Origin of the sequence: Corynebacterium sp. A21 (assembly GCF_052266655.1) — a bacterium.
Taxonomy (GTDB): domain Bacteria; phylum Actinomycetota; class Actinomycetes; order Mycobacteriales; family Mycobacteriaceae; genus Corynebacterium.
The window spans coordinates 26557-46700 of sequence record NZ_JBQPQY010000017.1 but is presented as its reverse complement, the minus strand read 5'-3'; the positions used below and the strand labels follow the sequence as shown (position 1 = coordinate 46700).

General features: G+C 60.3%; 18 protein-coding genes. 16 read left to right on the top strand and 2 right to left on the bottom strand.

Going from position 1 to position 20144, the window contains the following annotated elements; genetic code table 11:
- Positions 1-109 precede the first annotated feature (109 nt).
- Genes ACTU46_RS15310 through ACTU46_RS15235 form a run of 16 tightly spaced genes read left to right on the top strand, consistent with a single transcriptional unit; the run spans position 110 to position 14777 of the window.
- Complete coding sequence (locus ACTU46_RS15310; protein WP_443383481.1) at positions 110-619, top strand: DUF6668 family protein; 510 nt, start codon at positions 110-112, stop codon at positions 617-619.
- Positions 620-638: 19 nt separating this feature from the next.
- Positions 639-953, top strand: coding sequence for a hypothetical protein (locus tag ACTU46_RS15305; protein WP_443383479.1), 315 nt, complete (start codon positions 639-641; stop codon positions 951-953).
- Positions 954-966: 13 nt separating this feature from the next.
- Complete coding sequence (locus tag ACTU46_RS15300) at positions 967-1254, top strand: hypothetical protein (protein ID WP_443383477.1); 288 nt, start codon at positions 967-969, stop codon at positions 1252-1254.
- 13 nt (positions 1255-1267) lie between these two features.
- The gene (locus ACTU46_RS15295; RefSeq protein WP_443383475.1) at positions 1268-1900 is read left to right on the top strand and encodes a hypothetical protein; all 633 of its coding nucleotides are present in this window, start codon (positions 1268-1270) and stop codon (positions 1898-1900) included.
- A complete protein-coding gene (locus tag ACTU46_RS15290; RefSeq protein WP_443383472.1) occupies positions 1900-2745 on the top strand; it encodes a hypothetical protein in 846 nt (281 codons plus the stop codon). The genes ACTU46_RS15295 and ACTU46_RS15290 overlap by 1 nt, the downstream gene beginning before the upstream one ends.
- Positions 2724-4412, top strand: coding sequence for a hypothetical protein (locus ACTU46_RS15285; RefSeq protein ID WP_443383469.1), 1689 nt, complete (start codon positions 2724-2726; stop codon positions 4410-4412). The genes ACTU46_RS15290 and ACTU46_RS15285 overlap by 22 nt, the downstream gene beginning before the upstream one ends.
- A 3-nt stretch (positions 4413-4415) precedes the next feature.
- On the top strand, positions 4416-5900 hold the full coding sequence (locus ACTU46_RS15280) for an SCO6880 family protein (RefSeq protein ID WP_443383466.1): 1485 nt from the start codon (positions 4416-4418) through the stop codon (positions 5898-5900).
- Positions 5900-6838, top strand: coding sequence for a hypothetical protein (locus ACTU46_RS15275; protein ID WP_443383464.1), 939 nt, complete (start codon positions 5900-5902; stop codon positions 6836-6838). The genes ACTU46_RS15280 and ACTU46_RS15275 overlap by 1 nt, the downstream gene beginning before the upstream one ends.
- The gene (locus ACTU46_RS15270; protein WP_443383461.1) at positions 6835-8661 is read left to right on the top strand and encodes an ATP/GTP-binding protein; all 1827 of its coding nucleotides are present in this window, start codon (positions 6835-6837) and stop codon (positions 8659-8661) included. Before ACTU46_RS15275 ends, ACTU46_RS15270 begins: the two co-directional genes overlap by 4 nt.
- Positions 8662-8714: 53 nt before the next feature.
- A complete protein-coding gene (locus tag ACTU46_RS15265; RefSeq protein ID WP_443383458.1) occupies positions 8715-8921 on the top strand; it encodes a hypothetical protein in 207 nt (68 codons plus the stop codon).
- Complete coding sequence (locus tag ACTU46_RS15260; protein WP_443383455.1) at positions 8918-10561, top strand: peptidoglycan DD-metalloendopeptidase family protein; 1644 nt, start codon at positions 8918-8920, stop codon at positions 10559-10561. Before ACTU46_RS15265 ends, ACTU46_RS15260 begins: the two co-directional genes overlap by 4 nt.
- Positions 10561-11109, top strand: a complete 549-nt coding sequence (locus ACTU46_RS15255; protein WP_443383453.1) for a hypothetical protein — start codon at positions 10561-10563, stop codon at positions 11107-11109. Before ACTU46_RS15260 ends, ACTU46_RS15255 begins: the two co-directional genes overlap by 1 nt.
- Positions 11110-11144: 35 nt before the next feature.
- Positions 11145-11819 carry a hypothetical protein gene (locus tag ACTU46_RS15250; RefSeq protein WP_443383450.1) on the top strand — a complete coding sequence of 225 codons (675 nt, stop codon included), beginning with the start codon at positions 11145-11147 and terminating at the stop codon, positions 11817-11819.
- On the top strand, positions 11820-13571 hold the full coding sequence (locus ACTU46_RS15245) for a type IV secretory system conjugative DNA transfer family protein (RefSeq protein ID WP_443383448.1): 1752 nt from the start codon (positions 11820-11822) through the stop codon (positions 13569-13571).
- Positions 13571-14071, top strand: a complete 501-nt coding sequence (locus tag ACTU46_RS15240; RefSeq protein ID WP_443383445.1) for a DUF4913 domain-containing protein — start codon at positions 13571-13573, stop codon at positions 14069-14071. The genes ACTU46_RS15245 and ACTU46_RS15240 overlap by 1 nt, the downstream gene beginning before the upstream one ends.
- 25 nt (positions 14072-14096) lie before the next feature.
- The gene (locus ACTU46_RS15235; RefSeq protein ID WP_443383442.1) at positions 14097-14777 is read left to right on the top strand and encodes a hypothetical protein; all 681 of its coding nucleotides are present in this window, start codon (positions 14097-14099) and stop codon (positions 14775-14777) included.
- A 583-nt stretch (positions 14778-15360) separates the two neighbouring features.
- Here the strand turns inward: ACTU46_RS15235 and ACTU46_RS15230 are convergent.
- Positions 15361-15930, bottom strand: a complete 570-nt coding sequence (locus tag ACTU46_RS15230) for a hypothetical protein (protein WP_443383440.1) — start codon at positions 15928-15930, stop codon at positions 15361-15363.
- Positions 15931-16050: 120 nt separating this feature from the next.
- Entirely contained in the window at positions 16051-20061 is a 4011-nt protein-coding gene (gene mobF, locus ACTU46_RS15225) for a MobF family relaxase (RefSeq protein ID WP_443383437.1), read from the bottom strand.
- Positions 20062-20144 lie beyond the last annotated feature (83 nt).

Sequence of the window (20144 nt, the reverse complement as noted above, 5' to 3'; positions counted from 1 at the left end):
CTCTCCTGAGTCCGTGTCAGTCCCTCCAGCTCCGCGCGTCAATCTCGCATCGGATCGGCTTCTGCCAGTCTCTGAAGAGCCGACCTGGGAAGGCCCACGCCCGCCCGCGATGTGGCTTGTGGGCGCGCATGGCGGTGCTGGCACGACCACCCTGGCCACCTCATGGGCTCCGGCCGCAGAAGCCATGATGACCTGGCCTTCCGCAGAAAAATTTCCCTATGTGGCACTGGTCTGCCGCTCTCATCTCACTGGTCTGGAGAGTGCCCATGAGCTCGCGCTCCAGGCGAAAGCAGGACTGGCAGGGAACTGTCGGCTTCTCGGAGTGGTGGTGGTAGCCGATGCTCCCGGGAAGCTCCCCAAGAAACTCCGTCAAAAAATCGACGTGGTGCGCTCAACGGTCAGCCATCTCTGGCAGATCCCCTGGATCCCCGGACTCAGGGAAATCGAGCTGGCTGACTTGCCGGACTGGAACCCGGCCGATGGCCCGGTTGAGCAGCAAACCCGCCAGCCAAAGCGCAAACACCGCCTCGCCCCGATGACTGTGGTCAACCAGCACCTCGCCTATGCCGGCGAAGGAATTTTCAACGCCGCGCGTGACACCCACAGTCTGACCCCCTAACCGAATCGAAAGGACAATCATGTTCGTAGAAATTCTTGCCTCTGACCCCACGATCATCGACACCACCATCCAGTACCTCGCACAGGTCCCAGGCTCTAACGGTGTGACCCCACAGGCTCCCGCCGGATTGGCCGAAAAATTCGACCGTGGACTGAATTTTGCCACTTACATCGGAATTTTCATCTGCATCATCGGCGTGATTGTCGCTGGTGCTGCCATGGCGATGTCGCGTCGAGAGGGAACCTCCGAGGAAGCGACCTCCATGGCCCTGCGGATCGGTATGGGATCGACGCTGGTCGGCGCTGCCGCAGCCATTATCCCGGCGTTCCTGTAGGCGGTAGGCGACCATGATCACTGACACAGTCATCACCGTCCTGGCGGCGGGGCCCCCGACGTCTCCTCAGACCCTCCCGGTCGAGGCGACCTCCTGGTTCACCCTGGTCCTGAGTTGGACGCTGTATGTCGTGATCGCGGTCGCCATGCTCGCCACGATCATTTTCGGAGCATCCATCGTCCTCGACAAAAAACGCGGCGAGTCAGGAATGCCGGAATCCGACCACATTAGGGCGCTGCGCCTCGCCGTCGGGGTGATGATCGCAGCCTCTGCGACCGAGATCGCCCTCTGGTTCATCTAAAAGGAGAGAAAAAATGACAAAAAAGACGACAAAGACGACGATGAAAGCCACCGCCCTTACCCTGATCGCTGCCCTGACCTTAGCCAGCTGCTCGTCAGAGCCTGCAGCTGTCAACGAGAACGCGGGCACACAGGAATGGGACGTGAGTGCAGCTCCGGTGGCAACCTGGACCCCGGTGGCGGGGATCGCCGCACCCATGTCGGATAACGACGGACCAGCAAATGCCTCTCCGGTTCCTCACGGATATTCCCCCTCTCCGCAGGGGGCCGTGCTGGCGGCGATTAACGGACAGATTCAGATGGCCACGGCGAATGATACGAGCTGGCCGCAGGTGAGCCAGTACCTTCTGGCACCAGGTGAGGGCCGTGATCAATGGGCACAGGCCCGGTCCCTGATGAGCGTGGAAGGAGAGGTCGAGAACCCGGCTGAATTCGTCGGCTTCAAGGTCGCAGACTTCTCCGACTCCGAGACCACGGTGGTGCTGGCTACCGAGTGGCCGGGCGGTGAGCTGACCGCCTATCCGGTGCAGCTGACTCGGATGAGTGAGACCTGGAGGCTGGTCCTGCCCACCCAGGACAACGGCGTCGACATGGAAATCATCGAGAACCTCGACGGGTTCACCCGATTCAGTGCGGAGGAGAACTAATGAAGGTGGACGCGCCGAAGAACAACTCCGCCCGCTGGTGGATTGCCGGCATCGTGGCCGTAATCGTGGTGATCGCTCTCGTGGCCACCGCACTACTGCGGAGTGGGGGACAGTCTGACCCCGAGCCGATAACGGCCCCGGAACCGAGCACCAGCGCACCAGAAAGCACTGAGGACGAAGCCGATACCGAGAGCAGCGTAAGCGCTGACGCCTTTGGTCGCCGTGTAGTCACCCCAGGCAATGAGCGTGGAAACCCGCTGACCGATCAGCTCCACCGTACCGACGATCTGTGCTCAGACCAGGAGCAAGCACGCACGCTGGAGGGCCTGGAGATCCAGCGCACCCACAACGTCATGACCGTCTGGTCTACCTCGGACGGCCCCTCCGACAACGCAGAAGCTATTCCTGAGGGGTACTCGCGTACTCCGGCCGGTGCAGCGCTGGCCGCCTGGAACCTCTCGACCTTGGCAAACGCCGGCGGCGACGTGTCCACCGATGTCCTCGCGGACTACATGGGCATGAGTGACCAGGACGGCGACGAGTTCCGGCGCATCGTGGAAGAAGAAGGCGGCAGCCAGGCGATTGAACAGCGCCTGGGCAGCGAAGACCTCATGGTGCCGGATGGACACCGCATTCTTAGCTGCGCCGATGATCTAGTCATCGTAGAGCTGGCCAAGCCGCTGGGCGCAGATGCCAGCGGTCCCACCGACACCTACTGGCAGGTCCTGCGCATCCCGATGGTCTGGCAGGACGGGCACTGGGAAATCAACGGTCGGGACGAGAACAGCGCTGCCCGCGAGACCATCAATGAGCTGGGGTCGGAGTGGTCACAGTGGGATTTCTAAAGCGCATCGCCGTCTCGCTGGCGACGCTGTTCGCCGTGCTGCTGGCGACCCCTGGAGCGATAGCGCAGGACACACTCAATGAGGGTAACGACTTTCAGCAGATGTTTGCTGAATGCATGGATGGCGATGAAGGATATCTCGGAGAGGGTGCTCGCAGCTTCCTCGAAGGCAATCTTGGTGGACTGGGAGACTCGCTAGCCAATGGCGATCGGCGGTTCATGTGCTTCGATACTGCATTGACGGAGCATCCCAGTGACGCATTGGCTGCTGGTGTCAGCAACGCCAGCTCAGCATTCTGGGGTGACCCGGTCGGTGACTTCACCAAAGCAGTGCTGGAAGGAAATGGCCAGGCTTTGCAGGCCGTCATGACTCTCTGGATGGATTTTCGGATCGACGGGGGCACCGTTGACTCCCAGATTCAGGGCGTCAAAAACATCACCTGGGGGCTGAGCGCGATCTTGCTGGTGCTGTCCTTCATTATCAGCGGTGGCCGCATGGCAGCATCGCGGCGAAAAGGGATGACCGACGAACTCACGGACTCCGGCAGCGTGGTGGGCCGCTACCTGATCTTCTCGCTTGCGGTCCCGGCAGCGATCCCGGGCGCAGTGTTGGCCTCCGACGTGCTGTCGGAATGGATCATGACGAGCTTCGGTGCCAGCGACGAAAGTCGAATCTTTGAAGCTGCCACTTTGGATGAAAGCATGGCCGGCCCGATCCTGATGCTGGTCCTGGCGGGGGTGGCGCTGGCCGGTTCCGTTATGCAGATCGTGGCTCTGGCGGTCCGGGTACTGATCTTGCCCCTGGTCGCCGGTCTCGCTCCCATGTTCGCCTCTGCCAGTTTCAGCGAGATGGGCAGAGGTGCAGTCCAGTCAATGGTTGGCTGGCTGATTGCGGCAATTGTCTTTAAGCCGGTGGCATCGTTGCTCTATGTCGTGGCGTTCTGGGTGATTTCAGATATTCAGGCCGGCAGTGTCAGTGGCCTGGGCGAAAATAACGTCTTTGCGGCGATTATGTGTGCACTGCTGATGGCACTGGCTGGGTTTTCTGCCCCCGCACTGATGCGGGTAATCGCCCCGATGGTCTCTGCGGCTGGTGGCGGTGGTGCGGCTCCGGTGATTGCCTCCGGCGCCGCAGTAGCTGGGGCCGCGATGGGAATGATGGGATCGATGGTCGGTCGCGGCGCTGGCGCTGCGATGAGCAAGTCAGGCAGCGGTTCGGCCGGGGCGGGACAGGGTGGCGCACCAGCTCCCTCCAGTATCTCCGCCGGAACCGGATCGACCGGGGGCGGTACAAGCGGTGGTGGCGGAAGCCGCCCCTCCGGAGACGGTGGCTCGACTCCCAGCGGCGGTAGTGGCGGCGGTGGAAGCCGCCCCTCCGGTGGAGCAGGCGGAAGCGGAGCAGGCGGAAGCGGAGGAAGCAGTGCACCGTCCGCGGGAGCCACTCCGCAAGGGTCCCAGCCCAGCCAAGGCGCGGCCGGGGGAAGCCAGGTGGCGACCAGGACGCGAGGAGCAAGCGTCACCCAACGTGCGCAGGCCACCGGGCTAAGCGGTGCCAGATCCGCAGGCGGGAAGGCTGCCACAGTGGCGACGCAGAGCAGTCAGATTCTCAACGACAATATGGGGTCCGTGCAGGAACATCAGCCCGGTCCCTCCCACATTCGGAGGTAGACGATGAGCAGCAACGACTATATAGTCCCGACCTACAGTTTGGGCCAGCCCTCCATGAGGACGGGCTTGGGTGGTCTGTCGATGAAGACCACCGCGGTGATCGGAGCCGGCTTCTTCCTCATGCTCATGCTCATGCTCGCCGGACAGATGCTCCTGGCGTTCCTGGTGGTTTTACCCATCACCGCCGCACTGGCGGTGCTGGTGACTCTGACAATTAATGGGCGCTCACTGGCACAGAACCTTCAGATGGGGTGGGATACCAGACGACGCCGACAACGGGGCGAGGACTACTACCTGTCTGGTCCGTCGTCTCGAATTCCAGGTGGTCGTGGGCGATGGCCCGGCATTCTCGCTCGCACTGAAGCGCACACCTCCTATGACGCCACCGGACACGAGTTCGTCACGATTGTGGACCGTCCGTCACGAAAGGCCACAGTGTTGCTGGACTGCCAGCTGTCGGGGCAGACCGCGATGACACAAGACGATCGCAACCGCTTGACCTCCAGCTGGGATCACTGGATGCGCCAGCTGTCCATGACCGGGGACATCGATCACACGGCATTCGTGGTCGCAACCCGCCCATCGAGTGGTGAGCTGCTGGCCAAGGAGGTCGCCTCGACCGTGCACGAGGATGCCCCTCTCGTCGCTCGGATCATTCAGCAGGAGGCTGCCCAGGTGCTCCGGGGTGGACTATCCGAGATCGACGCTCACCTGGCGATTACCTTCAAAATCCATTCCTCTGGTGCCGATGACCTTGGATTTCTAGATGCGATTAGCACTCGTCTGCCGGCACTGTATGAATCACTGTCTTGGTGTGGTATTCAGTCGGCCCCGATGACTGAGGACGAGCTGGTGGCCCGAGTGCATGGCATGGTCAATCCAGCCGCGGAACCAGAATTTGAAGAACTCATGGTGGAGGGCACTGCACACGGTCTGGCCTGGGAGGACTCTGGTCCGGCAGTCAGCTGGGTGGATAAGGATGTGTGGCACCACGATGGTGTGTCCTCAGTGACCTGGGAAATGGCGGACGCTCCTCGATCGACGTTCCAAGACACGCTGCTGGCCCCTCTCCTGATGCCGCATGAACGGATACCCAGAAAACGCGTCGCGATTATTTATAGGCCTTTTGATTCTGGGAGCGGGTCCTCTCGCGTGGAAGCCGAACACCAAGACGCGTTGGTCGGTGTCAACAGTTCCAAAAAGATCACCTCAGCGAAGGCCGAAATGCGTCTGGAGCACACCGATGCTGCCCGTCGTGCGCAGGGAGGTGGTGCCCAGTTGGGTAAAACCTCGCTGTTTGTGACAGCCACGATTGCTGAGCCCGGCGAACTTCGCCGTCTTCGTGAAGACGTTCGGCAGCAGGCTGCGCAGTGCAACCTTCGCTTGCGATCCATGAAGCACCAGCCGGACACCGGATTTATGGTCACCGCCGGATTGGGGCAGACCCCCTGGGCAAAGACCTCCACCTCACCGTTGATTGGAGCGTAATGAGACTGCTCGAGATGTTTTCCCGGAAGCAGGACACCTTGGGATTAATCCCACGCGGATTGCAAAACACCGTGCTGCAAGAGACCACGGAAGCAAATGGCTTCCCTGTGGGAGCGGTCGTCAATACCCACCGTAACCAGGCCACCATCGGTATCGGTGTGGAAACCGAGGAGCTGATTCCAGAGACACAGTGGCAGACGTTCGAGGACGAGATCGTCCATATGGCCGGCTTGCTATGCACTGTCACCGTGGATGAGTCCTGCGGTGGCCGGCAACGGTCTCGGGCAGGGGTCACGCTACGGGCCACGGACAAAGCGCAGCGCAAGGACGTCAGCGAGATGATGACCTCACTGGCACAGCGGGCCAGTGATCTGCACACCGCAGCTTCCGTCAGCGGTATCGACGCCACCCTGCTGTCGGCAGAAGATATTGCCACGATCACGGCGACAGCCTGGACCCCAGACCCGGTGCCCCGCGTTGACCAGTGGCCGGCCCTGGGTTCCGGACTGGTCATGGAAACCACCTCCCTCCTGGAGGTCGCGGGACGACACAGCATCACCTGGGAGGTGGAGCTGTCGGACCCCGCGACCTCAGCAGAGATCAGCGAAGCCCTGCACGCAATTCAGATGGGACCCACCATCCTGCGGTGGGCTCGCGTTTTTCGCCCAGTCGCCGTGGCGGAGGCAGAAGGATCAGCCGCCACCGGAGAGGGGCGGCACTCCGGAATCCTGACGTTGGTGGTCGATGACACTGATCAAGAGCTCACCGCGGAATCTGCGGACCAGATCACAGAGGCACTGGCTCGTCGGGTACTCAATGTCCTGTCGGCCCGCACTCGGTTGCGGGTTCGCAGGGCCATTGGACGACAGCAAATTATGACTACCGCCGGACTGGGACTGGGTGTCCTCGGGTGGCAGAACTTGGAGATTCAGCGATGACAACGATGACGAAAAACAACGGTATGAAGCGCGGTAGCGAGACCCGCGACCTTGAGGAGCTGCACGGTCAGATCATCGGCGGGGAACGAGAAGCCCCACCGGCGTTCTCCCGGTTAGGGCGACGCTACCGCAGGTGGAAAAAAGACCATGACCGGCAGGCGCAGCGCATTGCTCGGATGCGTCGACAGGCTGGTGGTGAGGCTCCCGTGGTCTATGAAAACCCGTATGGAGCACCCCGAGATCGCGGGTTCACCGGACTAGCGTCCGGCCATTCCCGTGTCGTCAGCGGACCTCAGGAGTGGCAGACCACGACCAACTTGAGTTGTGGGTTCAACCCGAACGTCGTCGGGGCACCCTCACCGGTGATCGGGACGCCACTGGGTCGTCACCTGCTGACCGGCACGGATGTTGCCTGCGATGCACTGTCCTGGTGGCGCGAGGGGATTATCTCCAACCCGAGCGCATTCATTTTGTCCCTCCCAGGCTTGGGTAAAAGCACGCTGATCCGAAAAATGCTCATGGGGCATGTAGCTCAGGGCCATGTCCCAATCATTGCTGGCGACATCAAGGCCGAATACGTCGGCTTTACCCGCCAGGTCGGTGGTCAGGTGATCACTCTGGGGCACGGACACGGCACGATGAACCCGTTGGATGCCGGGGCGCTGGGATCAGTGATCCCGACCCTGGAGGCCCACCGCAAAAAGCTCGAAGAGGCGGCCATGAACCCGCCCGTCTCGGCGGAGAAGAACGTCGTGGATCAACCAGAAGAGGCAACCCGGGGGACGGCGGTGATCTCAGATCTCGACAAGCTGGATGAGCTGATCGCACGCACCGAGGAGCAGGTCCATGGCCGCCAGGTCACAATGGTCACTGCCCTTGTCGCCCTGGGCCGGCAGTCATCGGTGGAGGACTGGGAGTCGATGCTGATCTCGGTGGCATTGCGTGAGCTCTATGCGAGCGAAAAATTTGGGTGGGGAAACCCACCAGTGCTTCAAGATCTCATTGACCAGCTGGAAACCGGGTCGGAGGAGCTCAAGCGCAAGGGCCGCGCTCGCGACCATGAGCAGTGGAATCAACGGATTGACAACCTGGCATTGTCACTGAACGCCTTGATGGACGGGGCGGTCGGACGCATTTTCTCTGGTCCGACCACCACACCGATTGACGTCAATGCCACGGCAGTATGCATCGACGTCTCAGCCATTGATCGTGGAGACAAAGCCGTGAAGGCGGCAGTGATGATGGCATGCTGGTCAGCCTCATTCGGCAGCATCGAAGCTTGTCACCTTTTGGCCGACGCTGGTCTGGGAGAGCAGAAATATTTCGCGGCGGCGCTCGATGAGCTGTGGCAGATTCTCTCGGCGGCTCCTGGACTTGTGGAGCAGATTGACGGACTTTCTCGGTTGAACCGCAGCTCAGGCCTGTGTCAGTACCTGATCACCCATACGTGCAAGGACTTGGAGGCACTACCCACCGAGGAGGATAGAAAAACAGCGATGGGCTTTATCGAGCGAGCCGGGATGGTAATCACCGGTGGCCTCCCCGTCGATGAGCTGGACCGGCTCACCGGCATCCTCGCGTTCTCGTCGGCAGAGGCGGAGATGATCACCTCCTGGTCTGCGGGCGCACCTCCAAAGCGCTCTCGCACGCGAGGTTCTAAGGCGACACCGCCGGGGCGTGGCCGATTCATGATCAAACCGGCGAAAGACGGATCGCCCGGCATTCCAGTGCAAACTATGCTTTTTCCCACCGAGATCAGGGAAAAACTGCATGACACGAACCATCGTTTCGAAGATTTCTTCCTAGAGGGTGAGCAGGAATGAGCCGGCCGGATTTTGGTCCATACCAGGTCAATGAGTCTGTCAAAGAGCGGGCTATGAAGGAATTTGAGGACACCTGGTTGGACTACACCTCACCGACTGCCGCAGCCGTCGATGTCGCGCGACGGTTTGACGTGGGAAAAACCACCCTCGTGGACTGGCTCCGGGCCGCTGACCGGTGGCCCACTCAGCGGGCTGCCTCCCTCCAGAGGGAGGTCATGCGGCTTCGTGACATGGTCCGGGAACTCGGTGGACAACCATGAAAAAGATCCTCGCGCTGATCCTCGCTGTGCTCCTGATGGTCGTCCTCCTGGTCGTCGTGATGAGCCCGAGCGAGGACGAGGAGCTGTGCACCCCATCCGGCGGTCGCTCCAGCGGTGGATCAACCCGAGGGGGAGTCCCTGCCGGCGAGTTCTCCCTCCCGGAGGAAAATGCGATGGACCACATCACCTCGGAGTGGCGGGGTCCGGGCCGACCAGATCACAAGGGCCTTGACATCGCCCAGGGTGAGGGCACCCCGATCTTCGCGTTTGCCGATGGCGTGGTCTCTGCCGCTGGCGACGCCAGTGGTTTCGGGCAGTGGATCATCGTCGACCATGAGGAAAACGGTCAGATCTTCTCCACCCTCTACGGTCACATGTTCCCGGAGGGCGTGCACGTCGCTGTCGGTGATCAGGTCAAAGCCGGTCAGCACATCGCGGACGAGGGGTATAACGGAGCCGTGTCCCCTCCCGGACCTGGTGGTTCGCACCTTCACTTCGAGGTGCACGAGGGTGGCTACTTCACAGGTGGTACCGATGTGGACCCCCGCCCCTGGTTGGAAAGGGCGGTTGCGCCAGGAACAGGTGACGGCGCTGTGCAGGATACGTCGGCAACGCCGGTTCCTAAGGACCAGCCGCAGCCGGAGGGTGGCGACCTACCACCTTCGGACAAGATCGCCAGCGAGGACAAGCTCCAGATTGACTCGATTCGGGTGGCCCGGGCGGTGGCCGCGAACTTCCCGCAGGTCGAGACCATCGGCGGGTGGCGACCAGTCGATGATTTCCCGGATCACCCGAGTGGTCGGGCGGTGGACATCATGATCCCGGACTATGACACCGACGCCGGCAAGCAGTTGGGTGATGACATTCTGGCCTACCTTTACGGCAATGCCGCGTCGTTCGGCATTGAATATTTCATCTGGCGGCAGGAGTACATCCCCGCAGATGGTCCGTCGAACACGATGGAGGATCGAGGATCTCCGACAGCAAACCACTATGACCACGTTCATGTGACCACCTTTGAGAGCGGCTTCCCGGAACCAGGTCAGAACTTTGGGTCAGCTCCGTCCGGCGGGTCCTCGGTGCCGGGATCGGCCGGGAACAGCGTCAATGATGACTGCCTGCCGGATCTGGGGGTCGATGACCAGCTTGAATCCGGGTCGATCCCAGACGAGCTAGTGCCGTGGATTGAACGCGGCGGACAGGTCTGCCGTGAGGTGAGCTCGCCGCTGCTGGCCGGGCTGATCGAGCACGAATCCGCGGGCTTCCAGGCACAGGCCGTGAGCTCGGCCGGAGCCCAAGGATACGGCCAGTTTATGCCCGATACCTGGGCGGGAGTGGGAGCCAAGGTGGATGAAAACGGTGAGATTTCTGGTCCACCGGGGTCGGGATCACCGAGTGACCCTGCTGATGCCTCGATGGCTGCCGCCCGTTATCTGTGCTCGATCGCGGCGGATCAACGACCGCTGATCGACTCTGGAGTGATCAGCGGTGATCCGACAGAACTGATGCTGGCTGGCTACAACGCCGGCCCCGGGGCAGTCCAGCAGTACGGCGGCGTCCCACCCTATGCCGAAACCCAGAAATACGTCCAGATTGTGCCGCAGACCGCGGAAAAACACGGATACACGAGGAGTTCATAATGACACGCAACACAATGATTGTGGCCCTGGCGGTGGCGGTGGTGGTGGTGATCGCTGCGGTGGGGGTGACCCTCTGGCGGACCACCACCACTGAGGAGCAAGCGACCGACTCACACGTCCACCTTGATGACCCACGCACCGCGGACCCGACGACTGCCGCTACCGGCACGATGACTGGACTGCTGACCTGGGATCCCGCCACCCAAGACGGCCCGTGGGATGCGGCAGCAGCCATCTCGGACCGGCTGACCGGCTCACTGGCCGAGTACGCGGCATCAGACGGAGGTGGCGAACCGCTCCCGGAGAAGTGGGAGGTCTGGGCTACCGGCGGTGACCGAGTCCGTGGACTGGCTACGGTCTCTCCCGATTCTCGGGAGATCCCGGATACTGCCGAGGTCGCCACGATCACCGTCGACGTGGAGCAGCGAGTGCAGCACCCGTCCGGAGGGATGACGCCACTGACGCGGGGCGTTGTCGACGTCTCGGTCGAGCTGATCGACGGCGACTGGAAAACCAGCGAGTACACGTATCTCTCAATCGATTACTAAACCACCGAACACGAACAGAAAAGGACACAGAAATCATGGCAACGCAGCAGGAACAGTGGCAAGAAGTCAAGAACCTCGTGGCAGAACACCTGTCCGACCTCAAGGGGATGGACCACATCCAGATCAAAGATTTCGCTACCGAGCACGGACTGATGACCAAGAGCAGCTTTCCGAAGCTGAAAACCGTCTTGAAGACGAAGGGCATCAACTACGAGGAACTGCGTGAGCAGGCGTCCCAGCAGCGCGAGCAGGAACTCGATGACCGCGCTGAGACCCTTTCAGACGACGCCGCTCAGGGACCGCAGATGGTCCTGTCCAGTGCCGCAGTAGAGCACGAAGGGCAGGCCAGCTTCGCAGTCGTGGACGGCGAAAAGCAGGCAGTCTGGTACGGGCGTTTCTTCGAAGATGATCGGATCTGGACCTCGGGAGACCCCGTCTCCGCCGAGCAGTCCGCTGCGGATAAGGCGATCTGGATTGCTGGGAAGGCGCTGAAGGAACACGGTGCGTCAGCTGGCCGACTGGTGCTGTCGGTGACCCACCCCGAGTTGGATACTGACGCACTGGTCAGAGCAGGTGTGCGCCACAGCGTTGACGTGACCGTGCGCTTTGACGAGGACAACGCGGCGGTCGATATGGCCCAGACCCCGGGATTTCAGAAGTGGCAGGAATACGACCTGTCCCAGCTGATCGAGACTGAGGAGGAAAACTAAATGGCCGGCAAAGATCAAGCCCGGGAACTGCACCAACCTGGTGGTGATCGTGGTATTTACGCGCTGGCCGCACTATTTGGCACTGGTGTCGGCGCTGCGGTCATTGTCCAGGTCTCCGCGCTAATCGCGGGCGCGGTTGACGGGCGAGAGGTGGAAACCTCAATCAACCCGATCCTGATTCTTCTGAATCTCGCCACCGGGAAGATGTCCTGGGGACTTCTGGAAAGCGGTATCGCCGCGGCTCTCCTTGCTGTTGTAGTGCTGGTGGTCTGCCTGGTGCTCAGAGGCCGGAGCCGGAAGACAAAGGATGCAAAGCGCGGCGATTTCGTGACCAAGCACCTAGCCAGCAAAAAGGACATCGACACCCTGGGGCGGAAAACCGTCACCAAGGCAGCAGAGCGCCTGGTCGGACCAGAGATGGCGAAGGAATATCCAGGCCTGAGGATAGGACATGAGGTGTCCACAAAGCAGGGCTTGTATGCCGGGTGGGAAGACCTCCACCTCATTCTGGCTGGTCCGAGGATTGGTAAAACCACAGCCTCAGTCATCCCCGCGATTGTGGAGGCACCGGGTGCCGTGGTCACCACCTCCAATAAGTCCGATATTGTCTATGACACCTACGAGCTCACCCACAGGCGTGGCAGTGTCTACATTTTTGACCCCCAGGGTATTGCGGCGAACGTGGATCAAGACCCGTGGTTTTATGATCCGCTGTCATATATCCGGGCCGATGTCGAGAATATGGATGCGGCTGCCGGAGCTCTAGCCTCACTATTTGCCTCCCCGTACCTGCGTGACGAAAGTGGCGATAACTACTTTCCCAACGCGGCCAAAAATCTCCTGACCGGGATGCTTCTTGCTGCTGCTCTGGAGCGGCGCCCAATTTCCGACGTGCTGCTGTGGGCCAACAACGAAAAAGATCCGGCCCCGCAAAATATCCTGGCGAACTATCCCCAGTGGGACTTCTGGCGCAAAACCTTGCAGTCCCAGTACCAACTGACGGAAAAGACACGCTCAGGGGTGTTTGGGCAGGCGCAGAACATGGTCGCCATGCTCTCCCGCTCGGAGGTACGCCGCTGGGTGGACCCCCGGCCAGGCGCAGTGGAGTTCAACCCCCATGATTTCGTGCGCCAGGGGCGGCCGACACTGTACCTGCTGAGCAAGGAGGGTCCGCGTTCCGTGGGAATGTTGACGACGATTCTGACGGTGGCGGTCATGGAAGCCGCAGAGGACTATGGCATCGAATGCGGTGGCCGACTACCCGTTCCGATGGTCTGCCCCCTGGATGAAGCGGCCAACACCGTCCTTTGGAAAGATCTGCCGTCCATGTATTCGCACTACGGATCGCGCGGGATCATCCTGATGACCTATCTCCAGTCGTACAGCCAGGGAATCGGCGTCTGGGGCAAGGAAAAGATGGAAGCGCTGTGGTCAGCGGCCACGATCTTATGCGTCGGTGGTGGTATTCGAGATGCTGAGCTCCTGCACAAGCTGTCTGAACAGATCGGACAGCACGAGGAGTACCAACGATCGGCCTCATCTGCGGCAGGGAGCCCGACATCGGTCTCGCGCTCTGTGCGTGAGAAAACGACGCTGACGGCATCGGAGATCTCGGAGTTGCCCAAGGGCCGCTGGATTGTGCGCTCGGTGGGACGGCGGACGATGCTCGCTGCCACCGAACCGTTCTGGGAGCGCGACTGGGACAAGGAAACGATGCTGATGCTCGAAAACAAGCAGGAGGAAAAAGCGTAATGGACAAGATTATTGAGCAACTGGCCAACGATGCCGTCCGGGAAGCACTAAAGGATGCGGTTGCGGAGGAAGTCGCATCTCGGATGAGTGAACTGCTCGGGGATGAGGCCTTCACCGAAAAGATCGAGAGGATCACGAACGAAAAGTTCGAGCAGGCGGTGACCCCTGCGGAAGAAATCGAGCCAAAATACAAGTCGGTGATCGAGTTTGTCGACGGGTTTGTCCGACAGATGTGGGCGACCACGCTGAGCGATCAAGACACCGCAAATTGGTCGAGGCAATGGTACACCCATCCGGAAGCTGTGGCGCGACTCTCAGCACTGTGGCGGATCTATGAAGTCCAGCGCGGCCGCGACCCAGAGAACTTCCTGGAAGGGTTCCTACGAGTCCACGCTGATTATCACATGCGCTATCTCATGGCCGATGCATCCGTGTTCTCGCGTTGCAGTTCCACCGACACCCCCTCAGTCCCACTGCCCGTGATCGAACGCGCAGCCTAAACACAATAGAAAGTGAGAAATCATCATGAGTGAGCCAATGCAGGATATTGATCGAGAGGTCGCTGACGTGCTGCGACTTGCCCAGAATCTCCCCCGAGGTGCCCGTCGAGGGATGGGGCGATCGATGCGCCCGGGCAGCCATCACCTGCGGCGGATGCGGACCGGTCGACTGGTGCGCGAGCACCGCCGGGATGTCACCGACCGGCGGGATCGTGGACTCGAGTATGAGTCCTCGGAAGCACTGTCCGCAGAACTGGAACGCCGCGGACTCACAGAGTCTGCGGAGCAGGTGCGTCGGGGTCCGGACAGTGCAGTTGGTCCTGTCGTGGCCACGACAGCGATGGGCACGGCTGCGTCTGCGGCGATGGCGTCCACAGACGATGGGCGCATGACCGAAGACCGAGAGGGGGAGCACCTTGAAATGGCCGTGGATGATCGGATCGAGGAGCTGGCAGGCCAGGACCTCCAGGAGTTGCCCATAGAAAGTGAGCGCGAGACCACAGCGCTGACAGGTGAGGAAGTGGCAGCAGATCTCACAGAAGTCGGTGCCTCGGAAGACGCTCTCTTTGCCCACGACTTCGCCAGCCAGGTCGTCGGAAATGACCCCCAGTCGGGCATTCAGGCTGGGGTGGATTCTCACCCTGAGACGCTGGAATTTCCTCCAATCCAGGTAGAAAAGGAGTCCTCAGAGTCTGCCGAACTATAACTCTGGACCAGAGTAAATACGATCGTCTGTGTGATGGCTGATTGGTGCCGCTTAGGGATTATCTTGAGCGGCATCTTTTTGTGCCATACGCTAGTGACGGCGCTGCTCACGATCATCGACGGTCGTTCCCTGGGCCCGGTGCCGCGTCATCCAATCTGGAATCCCCGACGGCATAGGGAGTACACCTGAAACGTCGAATTTCCTATTGTCAGACAATGTGCCATCCCTTCACGACATCGCGGAAGATTGAGACACCTTATGGGCTATTTACCTTTTAGCTGGGGAACCTTCTTGGATATCAGCTCAAGAAGTAATTCTCTAGGAGCTCATCAGTCAGTGTGACTAAATGCGGAGAATGCAGAACGCGCCCCGCACTATGTACGGGGCGCGAAGTGATACAAGTCCACTCATGTAAGGTGCTCAGCCGTATGCCACCGGCAGGGGCTTCTTCCCTCTATGATTTCTCTTCGAGTAACCTTCTCATCTCTCTAATCTCGTGCAGAATTGCATGGAGCCTAGAGCCGATCCAAAGAAGTACCAAGAAGGGGAGAAGTGCAAAAAGATAGGAGATCATCTTTTTATTTTACGGGATGATTTGAAGGCAGGCGTGAGGCGACCATTGGTTATTTACCTTGACACGCCCACAGATCGGGGTGTTGGAATAAAGGTACTGATTAATTGTGAACCATTGATTAGTTGCTGACCAGGGGGCCACACAAGCGTAGTGACTCTTATTCTGCACCTGGCGATCGTTGAAAGCTCCATAGAACGAGACTTCAAAATCACTTACGCAAGCATTCGAACCTTGAGTGACAAATCCTGCCCAATATCCCAAGTTGACACCGTTTACAATATTGCCTGTTCCTTGAACAGTCATAGATACACGAGCGCCCGCCCCTCCAGGTGCCCAGGTATCAGCGACACCGCCCATTGGGGATATCTCCGGACCACCACTTTTAGGAAGACCGCTCCCATTAATCCCAGCGGTCGCTGACCATTCCCCTTCTGTTCCCTGGCTCAAATCAGACAGGGATACCGTAGTAACCTCTGTATCCGGCAGAGTAAGGGGGTCGAAACTTTCAGAGGCGTGGGCAGAAGCCGGAAATATGAGCATCGTTGCAAGTAGGGCCACGATAATATTGCGAATACGCATAGAAACTCCTGATTTGAAACTGTGTACTCGCCTACTGTATCGCAGTCATTTCCCCTTTGCTGTGAATTTCATGTCAAATATTCGTGGCCATTAGATGTACTTCCTCGGAAGGAACTAAATCTAGAGATCGAGTCCACTGGTCTTAATTTGGTGACCGGCTACTTGCTGGCCAGATACAGCCGTGTAGGAATTATCTTGAGCGGCATCTTTTTGTGCCATACGCTCCTGCCGGCGCTGTTCACGATCATCGACGGTCGTTCCCTGGGCCCGGTGCAGCGACTCCGGTGCATCATCGTCCAGCGTGGAATCCGCCACGGACACGGCGTTAGTGATCTCAGACTGAGCAAACTCTGCGCCTGTGAGGTCGACATGCTGGAACCGTCCGCTGATCTCGGCTCTGGTGAAGTTTGTCTCCTGCATGGAACAGCCCGTGAAGCGACTGCGGACCAGCTTGGCGCCGGTAAAGTCCGCCCCATCCAGGTTGCATCGGATCAGCGGGCTGAGTGTGAACGCACTGTCGCCGGACCCGAAATCGGTGCCGGTAAACGTCGTGTTCGTCATGGAGCAGTCCTTGAACGTCACACGGTGGATCTGGGCGTCATCGAACGCGGCACCGTCAAAATCACAGTCGATGAACTGCAACCCGGTCAGCTCCATGCCGCGCAAGTCGGCATTCGTGAAGTCCCGGCCGGTGACCTCTCCCTTGGCCGGCAGCGGGTACTCCAGCGAACGGAGCTCACGCCCACTGACCTGATCCAGCTCTTCCCGGATACTCTCGGCCCAGTCGTGCAGCTCAGTGTCCGTACCGGCGTGAACCAGCGGAAGGTGGTTGATCACCGGTGACTCATCAGGGATCTCCTGGACCAGCCGCGCAGCGATAACCGCACCGACATCACGCGAGCCCTCCAGGTTCGCAGTGGCCTCCTCCATCAGCTCGCGGTAGTCGATGCCGTGCTGGGACAGGCGCACGATTGCCGTGCTGATGCGCTCCACCGCCTGGTCCTCATCAAGGGCCTCTAGGTCTGCGACCGGGAGACGATCCAGTCGGGTGCGCACGTCCGGTTCCACCACACTGCGACGCCACTTAGTGGTCAGCATGTCGGTGGCGGTCATCAGGAGTTCGCCCTTGCGTTGGTCGCTCGTCTCCTGGGCGATCAGCGCTCGGTGCAGGTCGGTCGCGCTACGCTGACCGTCATCTTTTTCCACGATCGCAGACAGAATCTGGCGATAGTCCGGGGCCTGATGTTCGCCGGACATGTGCCAGTGAGCGTCCTCGGAATCCAGATCAATCCGGGTATCTTCGGCCACATAAACATGGTTTTGTTTCTTGCCACGAGTCATGGCCACGTAGAGTCCACGGCGATCAGTCTCTGCGCCCACGACCGCTCGGGTGACGTCCACGGTGACACCCTGGGCGCGGTGCACAGTCGCGGCGTAACCGAGCTGAACATGTTCGGAGACATAAGAACCAGGCAGGATGTGTGGACGCTGACGCTGCTCATCCACGACCACCAGACCGCCATCCTCACGCACGCCGGTGACGGTAAAACGGTGGCCGTTAAGTACCCGGTGGCCGTTAATGGTCTGGTTCTTTCGTGTCAGAATCACGTCCCCGACACTTGCCTGATGCCCGGTTCCCAGGGTGACCTGGGGGCCGTCTGTCTCAACCAGACCGCTCTGGATTCGGGTGTCACGGATGATGTGGTTGGCCGTATTCACATCGTCTCGGGTCGAGGCAATCAGGATCGCAGAGCGTCCAGCCGCCTCATCGTCGAGGTGCTGCCCAGCGGCCTTGGCGACCATTTCGGCCCGAGAACCGTGGTGAACCCAGCCGCGCTCGTGGTAGAGATCCAGACCTCTTACGTCACCGTGACGAAGTGCCAGACCGGCGTCAGCCTGCGCGGTGTCAGCACCCATGCGCATGACCTGATCGAGTTCAACAGACTGGTCGCGTTTGACGATGGTGCGGAAGAGTCCGCCGGTTTCCACCGCATCCAACTGGTGTGGATCACCGACCATACGCACCACCGCACCGGTTGCGTCAGCGATCTCGACAAGGGAAGCGAGGTCTGCCGTGGTGGCCATGCCGGCCTCATCCAACAGCAACATATCGCCGGGCTTAATGTCTACACCCAGGTGCTCGACACTGCGCGGATTCTTCCCCACGATGCCACGCCAGCGGTAGGTCAACGACGCCAGGGTCGCGCCCTCGGCGTTGATGTCTTCACCCAATTGCTGGGCGGCGGTGGCCGAGGGGGCCAGGGCCACAACGTTGCGGTCATGGGCGCGCCAGATGTCGGCCACCACGGCCATCGACGCCGTTTTTCCGGTACCAGCAGGACCGACTCCAGCGGTGACCTGCGCCCCGGACTCGGTTAAGTGAGAAGCAAGAAGCTGCTGTCCGGTGTTAAGCGCAAAGCCCTTATCCGTGGCGTTGTTCGTAATTACTGTGACCACAGAAGCATGGCTGACAGTCCACGCGGTGGGCTCATTGAGCGCATCAAGGACGGTGTTTTCTTCTCTCAAGGTGGCGTGTGCGGTGAGTGTCTTCGACTCGGCATCCTGGTCGATCACGCGCCCATCCTCGTGCAGTAATGCCTCCGGAAGAGTCTCGTTATGGGTAGCCCCCAGGCCGACAATGAGGTGAGTCATGGCGTGGTCAAACGCCGCGGTGCGGGCATGTTCAGCGTCCTGCTCGGAGGTAAAACGCCACTGGTTGAGCCGGGTAGATAGGGAGGTGTCAAGGTGGCGGACCTGGAACTCGGCCCGCCTGCTGCGGGTGTCCTCGACGGCCTGCACCGCCAGGGACATGACTGCTTGCCGGTAGGTCGTGGCGTCCTTGTCGGGGAAGAACTCACGCTGAGCAAACCCCTGTAGCGCCTCTACCGACAGGGGCTGACCATCATGCATCTGCGCCCACTGAACCCGGTGATCGGCCAGGGATTGGGCGGGTTTCTTGGCATCTCGGGTATCCAAAATCGCCTGCTGCCACAGTGCATACTGTGCTCGATCAGAGGGAGCATGACCGTGCGTTTTCGCGTACTCGGCGGCGTACTGCTCGTAGACCGGACGCGCAGTGGTGCGCCGGTGGGAGAACTTTTCGATGAGGCTTTCATCGATTCCGGCGATCTCCCAGACCGGCTGCTTGTCCGCCTGAGTGCTGCGATCATAGAAGTCTAGGCCCAGTTCTTCGCCCAGGCGTTGGACCATCATCCGCTGGTAACGCTGGCCGATGCGGGCGGAATTCTTGAACAACACGGAGGCATCCAGGGAGCGCCACTTAGCGGCGTCCTCGGGTGTCAGACCGCTGGTTTCTGGGTCCGCTTGGACCTTATTCGAGATCAAACAGTGAGTGTGAAGATCAGGATCACCAGCCCTGGTGTCGTAATGAACGAAGGTTGCTGCGATCATTCCCTTGGCTTTGATCTGCCGTTCGCCGCGAGATCCCGTGCGGGTGTAGAGAAGATTATCTTCAATCCAGGTCAGGGACTCCTGGACACTGTCCTGGTGAATTCTCTCGATCGCTTTGCGGGTGTCATCATCTCCGAGGGCCCAGAGAACGGAGACTGATTTGGTCGGTGAAAAGGTCAGGTCGGCGGCAGAAACGGCCTGCTTTACGTTGTTCTTTTCCTCGTTCAGCCACGCGAGAACCTCCCGTGGGGAACTGGCCGACACGCCTTGTTCGGCCTCGTAGAAGGGGCGGGCGACCTCCAGACCGATAAGGTTTCGCTCGCTCTGATTGGGGCGTCGACCGTGCTCCTCGCGGAAGGACTTCTCAGCGTCCTTGACCGCTTCCAAGACCGCATTTCCCTTGGAATAGCTGGGGTAGGCGCGGCCAAGCTGCACGTCTTTCAGGCTGGCACCGGCATCAATTTTGGCGTCGGCATCCGGGTGAAAGCCTTCACCGTAGAGCGCAGCCATCTGGTCTTCCTCGACGATTCCATCCACCGAAACGGTGGTTTCCCCGAGTCCCTGGATGCCTTGTCCGAACCATCGCCCGGGCGGGGTTCCGGTGGCGTCATAGTAGTCACCGAGCCGGGTATTTGGCCTTGTGGTGTCGTCGTGGGAGGCCACGGAGTTCAGGAGATAGGCGTAGCCATCTCCCGCGTGCACCGCCCTGATCGACATCATGGCCACCAGTCTAGGGGGGAAAGTCTGTGCGGGAAAGCGTGCCCCGAACGCGGGTCTGTGACCAGCGAAAACCGAAAGTCAGA